General features: G+C 65.8%; 15 protein-coding genes and 1 tRNA gene. 2 read left to right on the top strand and 14 right to left on the bottom strand.

Annotated elements, in window-relative coordinates; genetic code table 11:
• The 7 genes from AC1HIY_RS00275 to AC1HIY_RS00305 form a co-directional block, all read right to left on the bottom strand.
• A partial coding sequence (locus AC1HIY_RS00275; protein WP_479574701.1) for a four helix bundle protein occupies nucleotides 1-695 on the bottom strand: 695 nt, incomplete at its 3' end.
• 22 nt (nucleotides 696-717) lie between these two features.
• Nucleotides 718-1,563, bottom strand: a complete 846-nt coding sequence (locus AC1HIY_RS00280; protein WP_479574743.1) for a purine-nucleoside phosphorylase — start codon at nucleotides 1,561-1,563, stop codon at nucleotides 718-720.
• Between the two features lie 55 nt (nucleotides 1,564-1,618).
• On the bottom strand, nucleotides 1,619-2,581 hold the full coding sequence (locus AC1HIY_RS00285; protein ID WP_479574702.1) for a DivIVA domain-containing protein: 963 nt from the start codon (nucleotides 2,579-2,581) through the stop codon (nucleotides 1,619-1,621).
• Nucleotides 2,582-2,620: 39 nt separating this feature from the next.
• Entirely contained in the window at nucleotides 2,621-2,896 is a 276-nt protein-coding gene (locus AC1HIY_RS00290) for a hypothetical protein (RefSeq protein ID WP_479574703.1), read from the bottom strand.
• 62 nt (nucleotides 2,897-2,958) lie between these two features.
• Nucleotides 2,959-3,720, bottom strand: a complete 762-nt coding sequence (locus tag AC1HIY_RS00295) for a YggS family pyridoxal phosphate-dependent enzyme (protein ID WP_479574704.1) — start codon at nucleotides 3,718-3,720, stop codon at nucleotides 2,959-2,961.
• 122 nt (nucleotides 3,721-3,842) lie between these two features.
• Nucleotides 3,843-6,380 (bottom strand): ABC transporter permease, encoded by a 2,538-nt coding sequence (locus tag AC1HIY_RS00300; RefSeq protein WP_479574705.1) that lies wholly within the window; start codon nucleotides 6,378-6,380, stop codon nucleotides 3,843-3,845.
• Nucleotides 6,377-7,096, bottom strand: a complete 720-nt coding sequence (locus tag AC1HIY_RS00305) for an ABC transporter ATP-binding protein (protein ID WP_479574706.1) — start codon at nucleotides 7,094-7,096, stop codon at nucleotides 6,377-6,379. The genes AC1HIY_RS00300 and AC1HIY_RS00305 overlap by 4 nt, the downstream gene beginning before the upstream one ends.
• A 165-nt stretch (nucleotides 7,097-7,261) precedes the next feature.
• On the opposite strand from AC1HIY_RS00305, the gene AC1HIY_RS00310 reads away from it, so the two are divergent.
• Nucleotides 7,262-7,966, top strand: coding sequence for an arylesterase (locus AC1HIY_RS00310; protein WP_479574707.1), 705 nt, complete (start codon nucleotides 7,262-7,264; stop codon nucleotides 7,964-7,966).
• 311 nt (nucleotides 7,967-8,277) lie between these two features.
• Here the strand turns inward: AC1HIY_RS00310 and AC1HIY_RS00315 are convergent, their stop codons facing one another.
• The 6 genes from AC1HIY_RS00315 to AC1HIY_RS00340 form a co-directional block, all read right to left on the bottom strand.
• Nucleotides 8,278-9,738 carry an NAD(P)(+) transhydrogenase (Re/Si-specific) subunit beta gene (locus tag AC1HIY_RS00315; RefSeq protein ID WP_479574708.1) on the bottom strand — a complete coding sequence of 487 codons (1,461 nt, stop codon included), beginning with the start codon at nucleotides 9,736-9,738 and terminating at the stop codon, nucleotides 8,278-8,280.
• A 107-nt stretch (nucleotides 9,739-9,845) separates the two neighbouring features.
• Nucleotides 9,846-10,118 carry an NAD(P) transhydrogenase subunit alpha part 2 gene (locus AC1HIY_RS00320; protein ID WP_479574709.1) on the bottom strand — a complete coding sequence of 91 codons (273 nt, stop codon included), beginning with the start codon at nucleotides 10,116-10,118 and terminating at the stop codon, nucleotides 9,846-9,848.
• Between the two features lie 68 nt (nucleotides 10,119-10,186).
• Entirely contained in the window at nucleotides 10,187-11,323 is a 1,137-nt protein-coding gene (locus tag AC1HIY_RS00325; RefSeq protein WP_479574710.1) for a Re/Si-specific NAD(P)(+) transhydrogenase subunit alpha, read from the bottom strand.
• Nucleotides 11,324-11,414: 91 nt separating this feature from the next.
• On the bottom strand, nucleotides 11,415-12,530 hold the full coding sequence (serC, locus tag AC1HIY_RS00330; protein WP_479574711.1) for a 3-phosphoserine/phosphohydroxythreonine transaminase: 1,116 nt from the start codon (nucleotides 12,528-12,530) through the stop codon (nucleotides 11,415-11,417).
• A gap of 75 nt (nucleotides 12,531-12,605) precedes the next feature.
• Nucleotides 12,606-13,808 (bottom strand): 3-phosphoglycerate dehydrogenase family protein, encoded by a 1,203-nt coding sequence (locus AC1HIY_RS00335; RefSeq protein WP_479574712.1) that lies wholly within the window; start codon nucleotides 13,806-13,808, stop codon nucleotides 12,606-12,608.
• Between the two features lie 164 nt (nucleotides 13,809-13,972).
• The gene (locus AC1HIY_RS00340) at nucleotides 13,973-15,187 is read right to left on the bottom strand and encodes a DUF1015 domain-containing protein (protein WP_479574713.1); all 1,215 of its coding nucleotides are present in this window, start codon (nucleotides 15,185-15,187) and stop codon (nucleotides 13,973-13,975) included.
• A gap of 368 nt (nucleotides 15,188-15,555) precedes the next feature.
• Between AC1HIY_RS00340 and AC1HIY_RS00345 the strand changes: the two genes are divergently transcribed.
• A tRNA-Met gene (locus tag AC1HIY_RS00345) sits at nucleotides 15,556-15,628 on the top strand.
• A 159-nt stretch (nucleotides 15,629-15,787) separates the two neighbouring features.
• Here AC1HIY_RS00345 and AC1HIY_RS00350 read toward each other — a convergent pair.
• Nucleotides 15,788-16,888, bottom strand: coding sequence for a hypothetical protein (locus AC1HIY_RS00350; RefSeq protein WP_479574714.1), 1,101 nt, complete (start codon nucleotides 16,886-16,888; stop codon nucleotides 15,788-15,790).
• Nucleotides 16,889-16,912 lie beyond the last annotated feature (24 nt).

Consider the following 16,912-nt stretch of genomic DNA (forward strand, 5'->3'; position numbering starts at 1 on the left):
CCGAGGTCGAAGCGGCGGCGGAGGTCCTGAACGTAGAGGCCGAGTTCGTTGCGCACCTCGAAGGCCTGTTCGTAGAGCCGCCGGTACACGTCCTCCGGGAGGTACGGGACGTGCTTCATCTCACGGAGGAGGTCGAGCGCCTGGTTGGCCGCCTTCAGCCCGCGCTTGGCGCAGGCGATGTTGCCGCCGAGCATGTCGCGCTCGAAGCCGATGCCGTATCCCTTGGCGATGTTCGCCGGGATCTGCGTGACGTACGTGCAAAACTGCACGAGCGTGCTGTCCTTGGTGTCGCCGGGGAGCGCATGGGCCCAGTCGAGCACGTCGTTGGCCAGGGCGAAAGCGCGCTGATAGACCGGCAGTTCGCGAAAGCCGTCGAGGTCCTCGTCGAAGAAGTCCTCGTCGTCTTCGTAGGCGTCGGCGCCGAGCGAGAACCACTCGGGCGCGTCGTCGTCCGGCTCTTCCTCGTCGTCGAAGAGAAAGGCGATGGCCTGATCTTCGGGTAAATAGCCCTGCCCGTCGAGGAACCTCCGGAGGCTCTCTTCCCACGCATTGCGGGCGGCGGCGTCCTCCTCTTCGGGCAACGGGTGATCGGCGAGAAACGTGAAAAGCAGGTCCATGAAGCGATCCACGCGTCTGTCATTTTCGCGGAGAAAGGCTTCCCACCGGTCCTCATCCCAGATTTCATCGTCGTACATAAGCCGGCACGTCCGTTCCTTGTTAAGCTGATCCCGCCACCGGGGCGCCGACCGTTTCCACGACGGCTTTCATGAGGGCCGTCAGGTTGGGTTCGGCTTCGGCGGCGGCGGCGAGCACCTCCTCGATCGTCACCGGTTCGAGGGCGTCGGGGAAGCACTCGTCCGTGATGACGGAGACGGCCATCACCCGGAGGTCCATGTGGCGCGCGGCGATCACCTCGGGCACGGTGCTCATGCCCACCACGTCGGCGCCGATCTGCCGGAGGAACCGGTACTCGGCGCGCGTTTCGAGGTTCGGCCCCACCACGGCGGCATACACGCCCTGTTGCAGCTTGATCCCGCGTTCGAGCGCCCGTTCCTCGGCGATGCGCCGGAGTTCGAGGTCGTACGGCTCGCTCATGTCGGGGAAGCGTGGTCCCCATGCGTCGACGTTCGGACCTTCGAGGGGGTTGTGTCCCTGAAGGTTGATGTGGTCGGTCAGGAGCATGAGGTCGCCGCGCCGGAAGTGGGGGTTCATGCCGCCCGCCGCATTCGAGATCAGGAGGGTGTCGATGCCGAGCACGCCCATGACCCTGACGGGAAAGACCACCTCGTGGGCGGAATAGCCCTCATACAGGTGGAAGCGCCCCTGCATGGCGAGCACCGGCACGCCGGCGAGCGTCCCGGCGAGCAACCGCCCGTGATGCGACTCCACCGTGGAGAGGGGGAAGTGCGGGAGGTCGTCGTACGGGATCGAGACGGCCACGTCGATCTCGTCGGCGAGCGCGCCGAGGCCGGTGCCGAGGATGATCCCGAGGCGGGGCGCGAACGGGAGCTTTTTCCGCACTTCGGCGGCCGCTTCGTCTACGCGCGCCCGGTAGGCTGTCATGTCAATCATCGTGGAAAATCAGGTTGCTTCCGTGGCAGGGGAACGAGCGCCGGACTCATTCGAGGTCGTCGAGGATGCGGCGTATCTTGGCGATCTCGTCGGCGGGGATGTGCTTGCTTTCGACGTGCGAGGCCTCCTCGCTCGCGTCGTCGGTCCCACCTTCGGGCGAGACGAGCGGGCGGACGACCCACGGACGCTCATACGACGGCGCTCCGTGCTCGGCCTCGAACGGTTCGGACGCCGGCGCCTCCACGTCTTCTCCGGCAGGCGCGTGCAGCTCCTCGAACGGCGGCGACGTTTCCGCTTCGCGAGCGCCCTCCGCTTCGGGCAAGGCCTCTTCCCCGCTCTCGGCCTCCGCCTCCCCGGCGATGTCTCCGGCGTCTTCTGCTCCGCCCATCGTCGGTTCGAGCGAGGCGATCTCGTCGGCGAGTTCTTTGAGCACGTCGTCCTCCTCATAGGCCACCCCGGCCTCGGGCGCCTCCTCGAGGGTCGGCGCGGACTCCGCGAGCATCCGTCCGCTCGTCGCCTCGCGGCTCTCGCCGGGCAACAGCTTGATGAAGCCGATGGGGTCGTCGCCCTCATAATGGGCCAACAGTTCCATCTCGGACATGAGGAAGGCCCGGAGCCGCGCCACGATCTCATGCCGTCGGCCGGTGATCTTCGCGGCTTCGCGTTTGATCTGATGGCGCTCCTCCTCCGCCTCCCGCTTGATGTCTTCGGCGCGCGCCTCCGCCTCTTCGATCATCATCCGCGCCTTCCGCTCGGCGTTCTCGATGGCCTGCCGCGAACTCTCGCGAGCCGTCTGGAGCGCCTGTTCGAGCGCCTCCTCCACCTTCATGTAATGCTGGAGCTTCATCTCCTGCTCCCGCATCTTTTCCTCCAGCCGGGCCTTCTCGTCCACGAGCTCCTGCCACTGGTTCGAGAGCATCTGAAGGAACGCGTGCACCTCGTCCCTGTCGTAGCCGCGAAAAGCGCGACTGAACTCCTGCTTGCGGATGTCGAGTGAGGATAATTTCATACCGGTCTCGCGGGCATCGAGTGGATAAGCGATGGAAGGTCAGGGGCGGACGGGGGGGCGTCTTCCGGAAGATACGGAATCCGGTTCACCGACGACGCGCTCGGGTTCTTCGGGCAAAACGGGCGGCAGCTCCTCGTCGGCGGCCGCGATGGCTTCGAGGGCCTGCACCCGCAAGCGCAGCTGATCGAGCTCTTCGCGCAGGGCGGTCACCTGTTCGAGCGCCGCCGTCGCACTCTCATGTTCGTACTTCCGCAAGGTCGAAAGCAGCCAGGCCAGTATCGCCGTCGCCGCGAGTACGAAGGCCATCCAGATCATAGTCGGCAGGGGATTGGGCTTGAAGGAACGGTTGAGCGCGTTTGCGGCGGGAAAAGGAGCATTCAACCCCGGTGATCCGTGGAGGTCGCGGCCGCGCGCCTCGGGCCGAAGATCGCGCTTCCGACCCGCACGTGGGTGGCGCCCTCCTCGACGGCGACCTCGAAGTCGCCGCTCATGCCCATCGAGAGCGTCCGGAGGCGCGCCGTCGGATGGGCGCGGGCATCGTACGTCTCCATGAGCCGCCGGAGCAGACGGAACTGCGGGCGCACGTCTTCGGGATGATCGGCGGGCGCCGCCAGGGTCATTAGCCCTTCGATGCGCAAATGCTCGAAACGCGCCAGCGCGTCGAGGAACGGGTGTACGGCGTCGGGGTCGAGGCCGAACTTGGTCGCCTCGCCGGAGACGTTGACCTGCACGAGGCACGGCAACACACGCCCCGCCGCCTCGGCGCGCCGCTCGAGCGCTTCCGCCAGCCGGAGCCGGTCGAGCGCGTGGAACAGGTCGGCGTGGGCGACGACCTCCTTCGCCTTGTTCCGCTGAAGATGCCCGATCATGTGCCACCGCACCGCACCGCCCTCGTGACGCCCGGGCATCCGCCCCGCCTTCGCGACGAGTTCCTGCACCTTGTTCTCCCCGAAATCACGCAGCCCCTCCGAAAAGGCCGCTTCCACCACTTCGACCGGGAACGTTTTCGTCACGCCGATGAGGGTCACTTCTTCGGGCGAGCGCCCGCTTCTCCGGCACGCCGCCTCGATCCTCGCGCGCACGGCGGCCAACCGTTCGGCGAGCGTCCGCACGTCTACCTGCGTCTCCATTTCAGTCATCGGGAAGGCTGCGTTTCGGTTCGCGCGGAAAGATACGCCTCATGCACAGGTTAATCACCTCACCCGCGCTTTTGATCCGATCTTTTATACAAGCCCGCTTTGACGACGAGCACCACGAGCCGTCACCCCTCGGCCCGGAGCACTTCGAGGGCCGGGCGTTCGTACACGCCCCGGCTGTTGAGCAGCCCGATGCCCAGCGTCAGCCCGGTGACGACGGCGAGCGCCAGAAGCAAAGCAACGGGCGAGACCACGAGCGGCGTGTCGAAGACGAAGAACGCCAGCGCCCAGCTTCCGAGCACGGCAAGCGTCAGCCCCGTGATCGTGGCAAAGAGACCGAGGAACAGGTATTCGACGGCGACGATGCGAAGCACCTGCCGCCGCGACGCCCCAAGCGTCTTGAGCAGCACCGTCTCTTCGATGCGCTGAAACCGGCTCACGATGACCGCGCCCGCGAGCACGATGAGGCCGGTGAGGATGCTGAAAAGCGCCATGAACCGCACGACGAACGCAATCCTCCCGAAAATCGCTTCGAACACGCTGAGGATGAGCGAGAGGTCGATGGCGGAGACGTTCGGGAAAGCATGCACGACGGCGGCCTGCACCGCGCCGGAAGCGTCGTCGTCGGGCGCGCGCGTGAGCACCACGTCGAACTGAGGCGCGTCTTCGAGCACGCCCGTCGGGAACGTGAAGAAGAAGTTCGTCTGCATCCGCCGCCAGTCCACCGCTCGCACGCTCGCGATGCGGGTGGGCATCGGCACGCCCTGCACGTCGAAGACGACGGTGTCTCCGAGCGCCACGCCGAGGTCCCGCGCGATGTCTCGTTCCACCGACACCGGCACGACGTCCTCGTTCTCGGGCATCACGCCGATATACGCCCCTTCGACGAGCGTCTCGGCATCGGTCAGGTGGTCGCGGTACGTCGAGCGGTATTCACGCGTGTGCGCCCATGTGAGGCGGGCCGTCGAGTCGGCGCGCAGGTCTTCGATGGAACGCCCCTTGAGCGCGGCGATCCGCATGGTCACGATGGGGACGCGGTCGATCACGGGGAGGCCGTTCGCCCGGATGATGCCGGTGACGCCCTCGACCTGATCGGGCTGAATGTCGAAGAAGACGAGGTTGGGCCGCCCCGCGCCTCCCGAGAGCTCGACCTGCCGGATGAGCGTCCGTTGCACGAGGAAGAGCGTCATGATGAGGAACGCGCCGAGGCCGAGCGCGAGCATGAGGATGAGCGTCTGATTGTTCGGGCGGTACAGGTTCGCCAGCCCCTGCCGCCACACGTACGGCCACGACGACGGGAAGTACGTTCGCGCGAGCGTCATGATGAGTTTTGCCACGGCGGCCAGGAGCCCGAAGACGACGGCGAGCCCCACGGCATAGCCTACGCCGACGAGAGGGCGCGGCGCCTGCACCACGGCGAGAAGAGTGACGCCTCCGGCGAGCAAGCCGTAGAGCGCCCACCGCAACGGATCCCGCCGCTTCTCACGCTCCGGCTCGTAGGACGAGCGAAGCGCGCGAAGCGGCGACACCTTCCGCACACCGATGAGGGGGAGGAGCGCGAAGAGCACCGTCACCCCGAGCCCGATGCCGACGCCGAGCGCGACCGACCCCCACGACACCGAAAAGGCCACGTCTACGGGAAGGAAGTCGGCAAGGAGACGGGGAATGAGCACCTGAACGCCGAGGCCGAGGAGACTGCCTGCGAAAGCGCCGAAGAGCCCCATGCTCACCGCCTGCGTGAGATACACGCCGAACGTGGGCCACGCGCGCGCACCGAAGCACCGCAGCACCGCCACCGTCTCCACACGCTGCCGCACGTAGACGTGGACGGCGCTCGCCACACCGACGCTCCCGAGCAAAAGCGACATGAAACCGACGAGACTGAGAAAACGGTACAGGTTCGTCAACCCCTCGTCCCAGTTGTCCCGCACCTCTCCGACGGTGTCCAGGCCGACGTCCATCCGGCGCAGGCGGGGGCGGAGCGATTCGCCGAGCGCTTCCACGTCGCGGCCGTCGTCAAACTTGAAATAGACTTCGAAATCGGCGCGGCTGCCCCGGCTGAGCAGCGTCGAGTCGAGCCCGGCGATGGGCAGGTAGATGCGGGGGCTGAAGAGCATGGCCGCGTCGGCCTCACGAGGCGTCTTGAGCAGCTGCCCGGCAATGCGATACATGCGCCGCCCGATGCGAACGGAGTCGCCTACCTGTACGCCGAACTGCCGCATGAGCGTGCGGTCGACGAGGGCGTTCGGGCCGTCGAGGTACGTTTTCGCCGCTTCGGGCGGATCCGTTTCGACGGCGCCGTAATAGGGGTAGTCGCCCTCATGGGCCCGCACGGTGACGAGCCGAAGCCCTTTCGTTCGGGGGAAGTAGGCCATCGAGGCGAACGAGATCCGCCGCGACTGCCGCCCTCCGAGCGAGTCGATGAGGGCTTCGACCTCCGGCGGGAATGCCGCGTCCGCTTCGAGGCTGAGGTCGGCTCCGAGGAGCGTGCGCGCCTCTTCGTCCACGGCGCGCCGGAGGTTGACGCCGAAGGAGTTGATCGCCACGAGCGCCGCCACGCCGAGGACCATCGCCGAGACGAAGAGGAGCAACCTGCGACGGCTGCCCCGGCTGTCGCGCCACGCCATGCTCAGAATCCAGCCGATGCCTCCGCCCGTTTTCATGCGCCTGCCTCCTTCTCCACGGCCGTCGGCTCGGACCGGAGGCGCTCGTCGGAAGCCACCTCGCCCCCGCGCAGGCGAAGGATGCGCCCCGTCCGCCGGGCCAGTTCGTGATCGTGCGTGACGAGCACGAGCGTCGTGCCGGAAGAGGCGTTGAGCTCGAAGAGCAGACGGATGATCTTCTCGCCCGTCTCCGTGTCGAGGTTGCCCGTCGGCTCGTCGGCAAAGAGGATGCGGGGACGGTTGATGAAGGCGCGGGCAAGCGCGACGCGCTGTTTCTCACCGCCGGAGAGTTGCGCCGGATAGTGCGTGAGCCGGTCGCCGAGGCCGACCTGACCGAGGAGATCCACTGCATGCGCCCGCGCCCCCCGGTTGCCCCGGAGCTCGGCGGGGACCATCACGTTCTCGAGCGCCGTCAGCGTCGGGATAAGGCGAAACGACTGAAAGACGAAGCCGACGTACTGGTTTCGCACCTGCGCGCGGGCGTCCTCGTCGAGCGCGCCCAGATCCACGCCGCACAGCCGGACGCGGCCCGAGGAGGGACTGTCGAGCCCGGCGCAGAGGCCGAGAAGCGTCGTCTTCCCGCTCCCGGACGGCCCCACTACGGCGCACGTGTCCCCGTCTTCGAGCATAAACGTCACGTCCCGGAGCACCGTGAGCGCCCGCCCCGCGCTCGGGTACGCCTTCGTGAGTCGATCCACTTCTAATACTTCCGGCATGTGCAAGGTCTTTCCGGCTTAAAAAAAACGCAGGGGCTCCTACGCGCTCCCGCGTCGTTCGGAGCGTTGGCATGGGACCTCTTTCCCGGCAAAGCCCTCGCCGCGCCCCGGAAACCTCGGGAAGCGTTCACCGGTAGAGAAGCGATCCACTCAGCCCCCTCGCCGATGCGCGCCTGCCCGCTATACCCGCTGCCCCTCCTCTGTGTTCTTCTCTTCGCAGCCTGCGCTTCGGAGCCTTCGCGTCCCGCGCCCCGGGCCGTCGAGCGCGCGGCCCCTGCCGAGACGCCCGCGCCGGAGCGCCGCACGATCCTCTTCCTCGGCAACAGCCTCACGGCGGGCCTCGGCCTCGATCCGAAACAGGCGTTCCCGGCCCTCATTCAGGACAAGATCGACGCCCTCGGGTGGCGCTTCGAGGTCGTCAATGCGGGCCTCAGCGGAGAGACGACCGCCGGCGGCCTCCGCCGCATCGACTGGCTCCTCCGCCGTCCCGTGGACGTGCTCGTGCTCGAACTCGGCGGCAACGACGGGCTACGCGGGATCCCGCCGGAGGTTACGAAAGCCAACCTCCTGGCGATCATCGACAAGGCGCGGGCGCAGAACCCGAACCTTCGCATCATCCTCGCGGGCATGCAGGCTCCGCCGAATCTGGGAGAAGCATTCACCGGTCCGTTTCGGAACCTCTTCCCCGAAATCGTCCGCGAACGGGACGTCGCCCTCATCCCTTTCCTGCTCGAAGGCGTCGGCGGCGTGCCGGAGCTGAACCAGCCCGACGGCATCCACCCGACCGCCGAGGGCCACCGGATCATCGCCGAGACGGTGTGGCAGACGCTTCGCCCCATCCTCGCCGCCATGAACGAGACGGCGGAGTAATACCGGCTCAGTCTGGGAATGTCCGTATTGCGAGGACGTACATCGTCGCGCGCCGGGAATCTCTGCCGGTCCTTCCCGCTCCCTTCTTCAGGTTTTTCCGAGTCCGATTGCTCCTCCCCCGCAAGCTGAAGCATGCGGCTGCATCTTCTTTACAAACCCTCACAAAGCCGCAGCCTTCAGGCGGCGCAGGCGATAGCGCCGAGCCCCCCTCCGGCTAAAGGTTGAACATCACACCTCCCTCACGCGCTACGAAAGACGTACCCGATCGGAGGACCGTCCCGAGCCAAACCGGCACAACCTCGCTTTCCGCCTCAGAGCGCCTTCACCTCGGAGATGAGTTTCGTGAGAGAATCTTTCGCGTCGCCGAAGAGCATCCGCGTGTTCTCGTTGAAGAAGAGTTCGTTCTGGATGCCGGCATATCCCGGGCGCATGCTTCGTTTGAGGACGATCACCGTCTTGGCGTGGTCCACGTTGAGGATCGGCATCCCGTAGATCGGGCTGTTCTTGTCGTGCCGCGCCGCCGGGTTGACGACGTCGTTCGCACCGATGACGAGGGCCACGTCCGTATTCTCGAACTCCCCGTTGATCTCGTCCATCTCATAGAGCTGGTCGTACGGCACGTTGGCCTCGGCCAGCAGCACGTTCATGTGCCCCGGCATACGCCCGGCCACGGGGTGGATGGCGAACTTGACGGTGACGCCCTTTTCCTGAAGCAGGTCGGAGAGCTCGCGGACCTGATGCTGTGCCTGCGCCACGGCCATCCCGTAGCCCGGCACGATGATCACCTGCCGGGCATAGCTGAGCAGGATCGCCGCGTCTTCGGGCGAGGTGGTGTTGACCGTCCGGCCCTCGATGGCGCCCGCCGGCCCGCCGCTGTCGAGCGAGGACTCCCCACCGAAGCCGCCGAGGAGCACGTTGAAGAGCGACCGGTTCATCGCCACGCACATGATGTTCGTCAGGATCAGCCCCGAGGCGCCGACGAGTGCGCCGCTGATGATGAGCGCCGTGTTGTCGAGCACGAAGCCCGTGGCCGAGGCGGCCAGCCCCGAATACGAGTTGAGCAGCGCCACCACCACCGGCATGTCCGCCCCGCCGATGGGGATGACGAGCAGAATACCGAGGAAGAAGGCGCACACCGAGAGCGCGATGACGCCATAAACGACCGGGTCCGCCACCTGAGGAAACTCCGGCGCGCCGATCATCATGTAGATAATCCCGGCCAGCGAGCCCAGCGCGAAGAGCAGCGTCAGCAGGCGCATGCCGGGGAACGAGACGGGGTTGCCGGTGATGCGTCCCGAGAGCTTGCCGAAGGCGACGAAGCTGCCGGTGAAGGTCACCATGCCGATGAGCACGCTCAGCCCGATGGTGAGCGCCAGCACCATGTCGAACGTTTCCGAGACGCCCGCCATCTGCGCGGCCGGCCCGGCCTCATTGCCGCTGAGCGTGATGAACTTCGCCACCTCGGCCGTGGCCACGACGGCCGAAGCCAGACCGCCGAAACCGTTGAAGGCCGCCACCAGCTCCGGCATCCCGGTCATCTCCACCCGCCGCGCCAGCACCGCCCCGATGACGCTGCCGATGAGCAACCCGCCCACCATTTCGGCAGGCGTCAGAATCTTGTGCGTGAAGAGCGTCGCCACGACGGCGATCAACATACCGATGGCGGCAAGCTGGTTTCCGGCACGCGCCGTTGCCGGCGACTGGAGCCGTTTCAGTCCGTAGATGAACAGCACGGCGGCGAGCAGGTACGCGAGTTCGATAACTGTCTGCATGATCGATTGCGGATTGCGAAAGGCAAAATGGTGAGCGCGTCGTCACGCGGCGGCCGTCTCCTCACGACCTCTCCGCCCACCGGCGACGACGATGATCCGGAGGCCGCTTACTCTTTCTTCTTGAACATCTGCAACATGCGGTCGGTGACGAGGAAGCCGCCGACGACGTTGATCGTCGCGAAGATGACCGCGGCGAACCCGAGCCACTTCGCCCACTCGCCGCCCACCATGCCGGCCACCACCAGCGCCCCGACGATCGTGATGCCGCTGATGGCGTTCGACCCGGACATCAGCGGCGTGTGCAGCGTCGCCGGCACCTTGCTGATGACCTCGCGACCGATGAACATGGACAAGACGAAGATGATCAGATTGTCAATCATGGCTTTTCAGGTATGGGAAGATCATTCGTGGGAGGTCCGTCGCTTCGCGAGGTGCGCGCAGGGATCGCTCAGCTCGCCGCGAGCAAGCCTTTCACCCGCTCGTTGACCACATTCCCGTTGTGCGTCACGCACGCGCTTTTGAAGATCTCGTCTTCGAAGTCGAAGTTGAATCCGTCCTCGCCCACGAACTCGTTGACCATCGCCAGGAGCGTGCGCGAATAGAGCTGGCTGGCGTGCACGGGCATGGTGCTCGGCAGGTTGAGCGGGCCGACGATCTGCACCCGGTTCACCTCCGCCGTCTCGCCGGGCTTCGTCAACTCGCAGTTGCCCCCGCTGACCGCCGCCATGTCGATGATGACCGAGCCGGGCTGCATGGCACGGACGGCCTCCTCGGTGATGAGGATGGGCGCGCGACGTCCGGGAATGAGCGCCGTCGTGACGACGATGTCGGACTTGGCGATGAAGGGCACGAGCAGCTTCGTCTGCTGCTTCGCCTTCTCGGCGGCGAGCGCCTTGGCATAGCCGCCCGAGTCCTTGTCCTCCTGCATCTCGATCTCGAGCTCGACGAACGTCGCGCCGAGGCTCTGCACCTCCTCTCGGACGGCCTCGCGGATGTCGTAGCCGGAGACGCGCGCGCCGAGCCGCTTCGCCGTGGCGATGGCCTGCAATCCGGCCACCCCCGCGCCGAGCACGAGCACGTTGGCCGGACGCACCGTCCCCGCCGCCGTCGTCAGAAGCGGGAGGAACTTCGGCAACATCTCCGCCGCGATGATGACGGCCTTGTAGCCGCCGATGGAACTGAGGGCCGAGAGCGCGTCCATCGTCTGGGCGCGGGAGATCCTCGGCACGAGCTCCATGCTGAGCGCCGTCACGCCGCGCGCGGCCAGCTTCTCCGCGATCTCGGGATGATCGAGCGGACGAAGGAAGCCGATAAGGATGCTTCCTTCGTGCATGAGGCCGATCTCCTCCTCGTCGGGCGGCTGCACCTTGAGCACGACGTCCGCGCCGAAAGCCCCGGCCCGGTCGACGATCTTCGCTCCGGCAGCCTCATATTCGGCATCGGGGTGGAAAGACGCCTCGCCCGCGCCGGACTCCACCCGCACCTCCATGCCCTTCTTGACGAGACGCGATACGACCTCCGGAACCTGCGCCACGAGGCGTTCCCCCGCAGCGGTTTCTCTGGGAACTCCAACAGATAAGGCCATAGTCTCCTGATCTGGTCAAAAATGAACGGCCCTTATATACGGAAGAAGGACGTTGTTTGCAATTTGAGCGCATGCCGGCCCGAACGCGCACTCACCCGTATTTGCGTTCGAAGGCGTCCATGAAGTCTACGAGCGCATCGACGGCTTCCGGCGGGCACGCGTTGTAGATCGAGGCCCGGATGCCGCCGACGGAACGATGTCCCTTGAGCGCGAGCAGCCCCTCCTCCTTCGCCTCGGCGACGAACCGTTGCTCGAGGTCCTCGTTCGGCAACCGGAACGTGACGTTCATCTTCGAGCGCGAGGCGCGATCGGCCGTGCCCCGGTAGAAGTCTCCGGCGTCGATGCGGGCGTAGAGCTTCGAGGCCTTCGCGTCGTTGATCTTCTCGATGGCCGGCAGCCCGCCGAGGTCGAGCAGCCACCGAAGCACCTTCTCGACGGTGTACACCGCGTACACCGGCGGCGTGTGGAAGAGCTTCGCCGTGTGCGTGCCGTAGTCGAGCAGCGTGGGCAACGGCTGGTTGCGGCGCTGAAGGAAGTCGTCGCGGACGAGCACCACGGTCACCCCCGCAGGCCCGACGTTCTTCTGCGCCCCGGCATAAATCAACCCGTACCGGTCTACGTCGATGCGACGGCTGAGGAAATCGCTCGAAGCGTCACAGATGAGCGGCGGCTCGACGTCCGGCTCCGTGGGGTATTGCGTGCCGAAGATGGTGTTGTTCGACGTGAAATGCACGTACGCCGCCTCCGGGTCGAGGTCCCACGTGGCCGGGTCGGGGATGTGCGAGAAGTTCCGGTCCTCGCTCGAAGCCGCCACACGCACGTTTCCGACGAACCGGGCTTCCTTCAGCGCCTTCTTCGACCACGCGCCCGTGACGAGGTAGTCCGCCGAACCACCTTCGGGCAGAAAATTGAGGGGGGCCTGGTAAAACTGGAGCGACGCGCCGCTCTGAAGAAAGAGGATGTGCCACGCGTCGGAGAGCCCGAGCAGCTTCCGCAGGTGCGACCGCGTCTGCTCTGCAATTTCGGTGTATTCCGGCGAGCGATGGCTGATTTCGAGCACCGAAGCCCCGGCGCCGCGATAAACCGGCAGTTCCTCTTTCATTTCGAGGAGCACCGGCTCGGGCAACGCGCCCGGCCCCGCCGAGAAGTTGTACAGTCGCCCGGGCGTCTGAACCCCCGGCAACGTCTTTGCTCCGACCGTTTGCATCATGATTCCCTCCGAAGTGAAAAAGATCGCGTGTAAAATCGGTCCCGACCGGGCAGGCGACCGGGCGGGCGCTTCTCAAAGATCGATGAGCGTGACGGCGAGCACGTCCGGATGCGACTCGATCCGGTGGACGGTCTCCTCGTTGGGCGCTCCGGCGAAAGAGATGTAGGCGCAGGCGGCCTTTGCGCCGGCGAAGATGAGGTTTTGCATCTTCTGCACGTTCCACCCGGCTTTGCGCATCTCGTCGAGCACGGCGGCAAGCACACCCACCTTGTCGCGGTGCCGCACCGTGAGCTGATGCGTGGCGGGCGTCCGGTCGGCGAGGTTGACGCAGTTGGGCGCCTCGCCCGTCTCGGCATAGGTGTTGACCACGCGCACCGCCTCGTCGGCGATGGCGTCCTGCGCCTGTTGCGTGGACGCGCCGATGTGGTGCGTGAGGTAGAGGTTCGGATGATAGGCCAGCGGATGGGAGAAGGTCCCTTCCTTGTACGCCGGCTCGTTCGAGATCACGTCGAGGGCGGCGCGGATCCCCTCCTCGTCCATCGCCCAGCGAAGCGCCTCCTCGTCCACGACCGAGCTCCGCGTCGTATTGACGAAGAACGCGCCCGGCTTCATCGCTTCGAAGAAGGCTTTGTCGGCCAGCCCGCGGGTCTCCGGCGTGGCGGCTACGTGCAACGTCACGACGTCGGCGTTGGCGGCCACGTCGAGCGGGCGCTCCATGCGGGTCACGCCGAGCGCCGCCGCCCGCTCGTCGGTGAGCGAGCGGCTCCATGCGATCACGTTCATGCCGAAGCTCTGCGCGCGCCGGATCACGGCCCGTCCGATGTTGCCCGTCCCGATAACCCCGAGCGTCCGCCCTTTCACGCCCGCCGCCTTCGAATATTTCGCCTTGTTCCAACGCCCCTCCCGGGCGTCGATCACGTTGTCGGGGATCGAGCGGTCGAGCGCGAGGATCAGCCCCATGGTCAGCTCCGCCACGGCGGCGGCGTTCTTGCCGGGACAGTTCGAGACGAAGATGCCCCGTTCGGAGGCGCCCTGGATGTCGATGGTGTCGTACCCCGCCCCGGCGCGGACGATGAGTTCGAGCTTCGGATCGGCGTCCATCGCCTCGCCGGGCACTTTCGTCGAGCGCACGACGAGCACCTCGGGCCGCTCGGCGCGCAACGTTTCCACGAGCGCCTCCCCTTTGAGGCTCGGCTCGTTGACAACGACGTGCCCGGCTTCGCCGAGTGCGGCGAGCGCCCGGGGGGAAAGCTTGTCGGCCAGTAAAATTTTCATCGGTTCCGTTCGGTCGGTTTCGTCATGACGACGGCGGGTCGGGTCGCGTCAACGCCCCGAAGAAAGGACCCGCCGTCGTGGCGGTTTGTCGTGCGGCTTCCGCAAACCTGCGTAGGGCGGTTTCGGCTTCTCGGGTAAGGGAACCCCTTACGCCGGCCGCGGGATCATTCGAAAAGGTGAACGAGCAATCCGCTCCGTAATTTGGGTTCGAACCAGGTCGACTTCGGAGGCATCAGGAGCCCGGCATCCGAGACGGCGACGAGTTCCTCGATGCTCGTGGGGAACATCGAGATCGCCATCTCCGCCTTCCCTTCGTCGACGAGGCGTTTGAGTTCGGCCGTGCCCCGGATGCCGCCGACGAAGTCGATGTTCGGATCCCGGCGGGGATCGGTGATGCCGAGCATGGGTTCGAGAATATACTCGGTGAGCCGCCCGACGTCCAGGGCGTCCGCCACGGTTCCCCGCTTCGTGGGCGGAAGCGTGACCCGGCGCCACTCGCCGGCGAGGTAGACACACACCGTCCCCTTCTCCTCCGGTTCCGCCGCCACGCCGCTCGTCACGTCGAACCGCTCGCGGAGCCTCGCCAGGAACGTCTCCGGGGCCACCGGCAGCTTGCGGATGATCCGGTTGTAGGCCATGATGCGCATCTGCCCCATCGGGAAAAGCACCGCCGGGAAGTATTCGGCTTCGGGGGGCGGGCTCGCCTCCGTACGGCGGAGCGTCTCGGCGGCGCGGCTGGCCGCCTTGCACCGGTGATGCCCGTCGGCCACGTACATCTTCTCGATGCGCCCGAACGCCTCGACGAGCCCCTCGGCGTCGGCGACCTTCCAGAGCGTGTGGCGCACCCCGTCCTCCGCCGTAAAGTCGTAGAGCGGCTCGCCCGCCTGCGTCTCCGCCAGGATCTGCTCGACGGTCGCCTCGTCGCGGAAGGTGAGCATCACCGGCTCGGCGTGGGCGCGCTGCGTGAGGATGTGACGGGTGCGGTCGTCCTCCTTGTCCGGGCGGGTCTTTTCGTGCTTGAGGATCGTGTCGTCGTCATACTCGGCCACGGCCACGCACCCGAAGATGCCCGTCTGGGCACGCCCCTCCATGACGAGGCGGTAGACGTAGAGCGCGGGGCGATCCTCCTGCAAGGCATACGAACTCCGGGCATAGGCGCGGAGGTTCTCCGCCCCTTTTTCATACACCGCGTCGTCGTGCTCGTCGATGCCTTCCGGCAGGTCGATCTCAGGTCGGATCACGTGGAGGAAGCTCAGCGGCTTGCCGCGCGCCAGGGCGCGCGCCTCTTCCGTGTTGATCACGTCGTAGGGCACACACGCCACTTCCTCGACCTTTTCCGGAACCGGGCGAAGCGCCCGAAAGGGATGCAGAGTCGCCATCTATTCAAAGAGTATTGGTTGGAACAATCGTCTCGCGGGAACGAGCCGAAGTTACGCAATCTTGCCTCCCGTCCGGAAGGGCTTCCGGACGATTGACGTGGAGTTAACAGAAAAGCCACGGGGAGCCCCTTGACGCCAGGAGAAACGGCCGTTTCGCACACGCCATCTCTCGATATCTTATTATTTTTAAACCGAATACAAGGCTTCACCCCCCGCCGTTCTTCGGGCCGGCTTGCCCGTGGCCCATCCTCCGGACCGCTCCTTCCCCGTGCAGATTTGATGATTTTGCGAAAAGTGGTCTCCCGTCCCGACGCGGCTCTTGACAGGGATCCTTTATTGCCCTATCATCGTTTCCCTTTCAAATACATCGCGGGGTGGAGCAGCTGGTAGCTCATCGGGCTCATAACCCGAAGGTCGCGGGTTCGAATCCCGCCCCCGCTACTAAAAAAGACGCCGGTCCCTTTTCAGGGGTCGGCGTCTTCTGGTTTATGCCGTCTTCCAAAGTTCCAGACGAGAATCTCGCATCAGGGTCGAGACGTCCGCCGCTCCGGCGTGCCCCGGGAAAGCGCCCGTAGAAACCGGGAGTCCCCGGGCCGAGCGTCATTTCCGGAGCCCGCACCCGACGCACACCTGAAAGAGCACGCCGGCGTCACGTTGGCCCGTGTTGTCGTCGTATTCGAGGTAGGGATTGATCCGGAAGCGCGCGTCGCGGTACAGCACGTACGACACCGTGCCGTAGAGCGTCCCTTTGAATGGACGAACGCCCGTATCCCCCCGATCCCCTTCGAGGTGAAGCGCGTGCGTCATGCCCAGCCGGAACTTGCGGTTATAGAACAGTTCCATGCTGTTGAGCACGTTGAGGACGCCCCACGACCCGAATTCCGACAGGTAATTCGTGCCGACGGCCACCTGGTTCACCATCTTCCACCGCTCTTTCCGTTTGACGACCCACTCCCCGCCGAGGCGGGCCACCCGCACCATCGGGCGGTCGAAGTCGTGCAGCGTTCCGGCCACGGCAAAGAGGCCGTACTCGTTGTCTTTGAAGGTAGGCGTCCCCACACGCACGCTCCCCAGCCAGCTTCCCCGATAGTTCAGCTTCGTGTCGAACCGCGCGCCTTCTCCGGTCCACTGCACGTAGAAGGGAGCGCCGGAAAGGAAGCCGCCCGCCGTGGCTGCCAGCTCGAGGTCGAGCCGCTCCGAGAGCGGGGTCTTGAAGAAGAGACCCGTGTCGCGTCCAAAGCCAAGGTCGAGGCCCGCCTGATTCGGCAAGAAGCTCATCGTCCCGTCGATGCGGGGGTTGTGGCCGTAGGGCAACGACTTGTGGCCGATCCGGAGCGAGGTGCGGTCCCACTTCGTGCTCACGTTGATCCACGTGTCGAGCAGCCGGAAACCGACCTTCATGTCCCGGAAACCGCCCGCCTGCGGCATCATCTCCAGGGCAAACTTGACGTTCCACGCATTGGGCGTGAGCAGCCGGGTATACCCCCGTTGGATGCGCCGCTCATCCTTGACGAACCACTCGAAACTTACCTGCGTGCGCGGCCCCCGGGTGGCAAGGCCGTACCCGCCCGGCGCGTGTGCGTCAAAGCCGCTGTGGAAGTTCAACTGGTAGTAGAAAAACGTGTGATCGGGCTTATAGAGCCGGGTCTTGAACGCCTGCCCCGGCGCCGGACGGACCTGCAACATTCCGGCGGACAACATGACGAGCAAGCAAACTTTCTTCAA

It is taken from the genome of Rhodocaloribacter sp. (assembly GCF_056451265.1).

Excerpts from the sequence above, each read along its gene's own strand:
- AC1HIY_RS00280 (WP_479574743.1), bottom strand. The coding sequence starts at position 1,563 with ATGACAGCCTACCGGGCGCGCGTAGACGAAGCGGCCGCCGAAGTGCGG.
- AC1HIY_RS00285 (WP_479574702.1), bottom strand. The coding sequence starts at position 2,581 with ATGAAATTATCCTCACTCGACATCCGCAAGCAGGAGTTCAGTCGCGCT.
- AC1HIY_RS00290 (WP_479574703.1), bottom strand. The coding sequence starts at position 2,896 with ATGATCTGGATGGCCTTCGTACTCGCGGCGACGGCGATACTGGCCTGG.
- AC1HIY_RS00295 (WP_479574704.1), bottom strand. The coding sequence starts at position 3,720 with ATGACTGAAATGGAGACGCAGGTAGACGTGCGGACGCTCGCCGAACGG.
- AC1HIY_RS00300 (WP_479574705.1), bottom strand. The coding sequence starts at position 6,380 with ATGAAAACGGGCGGAGGCATCGGCTGGATTCTGAGCATGGCGTGGCGC.
- AC1HIY_RS00305 (WP_479574706.1), bottom strand. The coding sequence starts at position 7,096 with ATGCCGGAAGTATTAGAAGTGGATCGACTCACGAAGGCGTACCCGAGC.
- AC1HIY_RS00310 (WP_479574707.1), top strand. The coding sequence starts at position 7,262 with ATGCGCGCCTGCCCGCTATACCCGCTGCCCCTCCTCTGTGTTCTTCTC.
- AC1HIY_RS00315 (WP_479574708.1), bottom strand. The coding sequence starts at position 9,738 with ATGCAGACAGTTATCGAACTCGCGTACCTGCTCGCCGCCGTGCTGTTC.
- AC1HIY_RS00320 (WP_479574709.1), bottom strand. The coding sequence starts at position 10,118 with ATGATTGACAATCTGATCATCTTCGTCTTGTCCATGTTCATCGGTCGC.
- AC1HIY_RS00325 (WP_479574710.1), bottom strand. The coding sequence starts at position 11,323 with ATGGCCTTATCTGTTGGAGTTCCCAGAGAAACCGCTGCGGGGGAACGC.
- serC (WP_479574711.1), bottom strand. The coding sequence starts at position 12,530 with ATGCAAACGGTCGGAGCAAAGACGTTGCCGGGGGTTCAGACGCCCGGG.
- AC1HIY_RS00335 (WP_479574712.1), bottom strand. The coding sequence starts at position 13,808 with ATGAAAATTTTACTGGCCGACAAGCTTTCCCCCCGGGCGCTCGCCGCA.
- AC1HIY_RS00340 (WP_479574713.1), bottom strand. The coding sequence starts at position 15,187 with ATGGCGACTCTGCATCCCTTTCGGGCGCTTCGCCCGGTTCCGGAAAAG.
- AC1HIY_RS00350 (WP_479574714.1), bottom strand. The coding sequence starts at position 16,888 with ATGTTGTCCGCCGGAATGTTGCAGGTCCGTCCGGCGCCGGGGCAGGCG.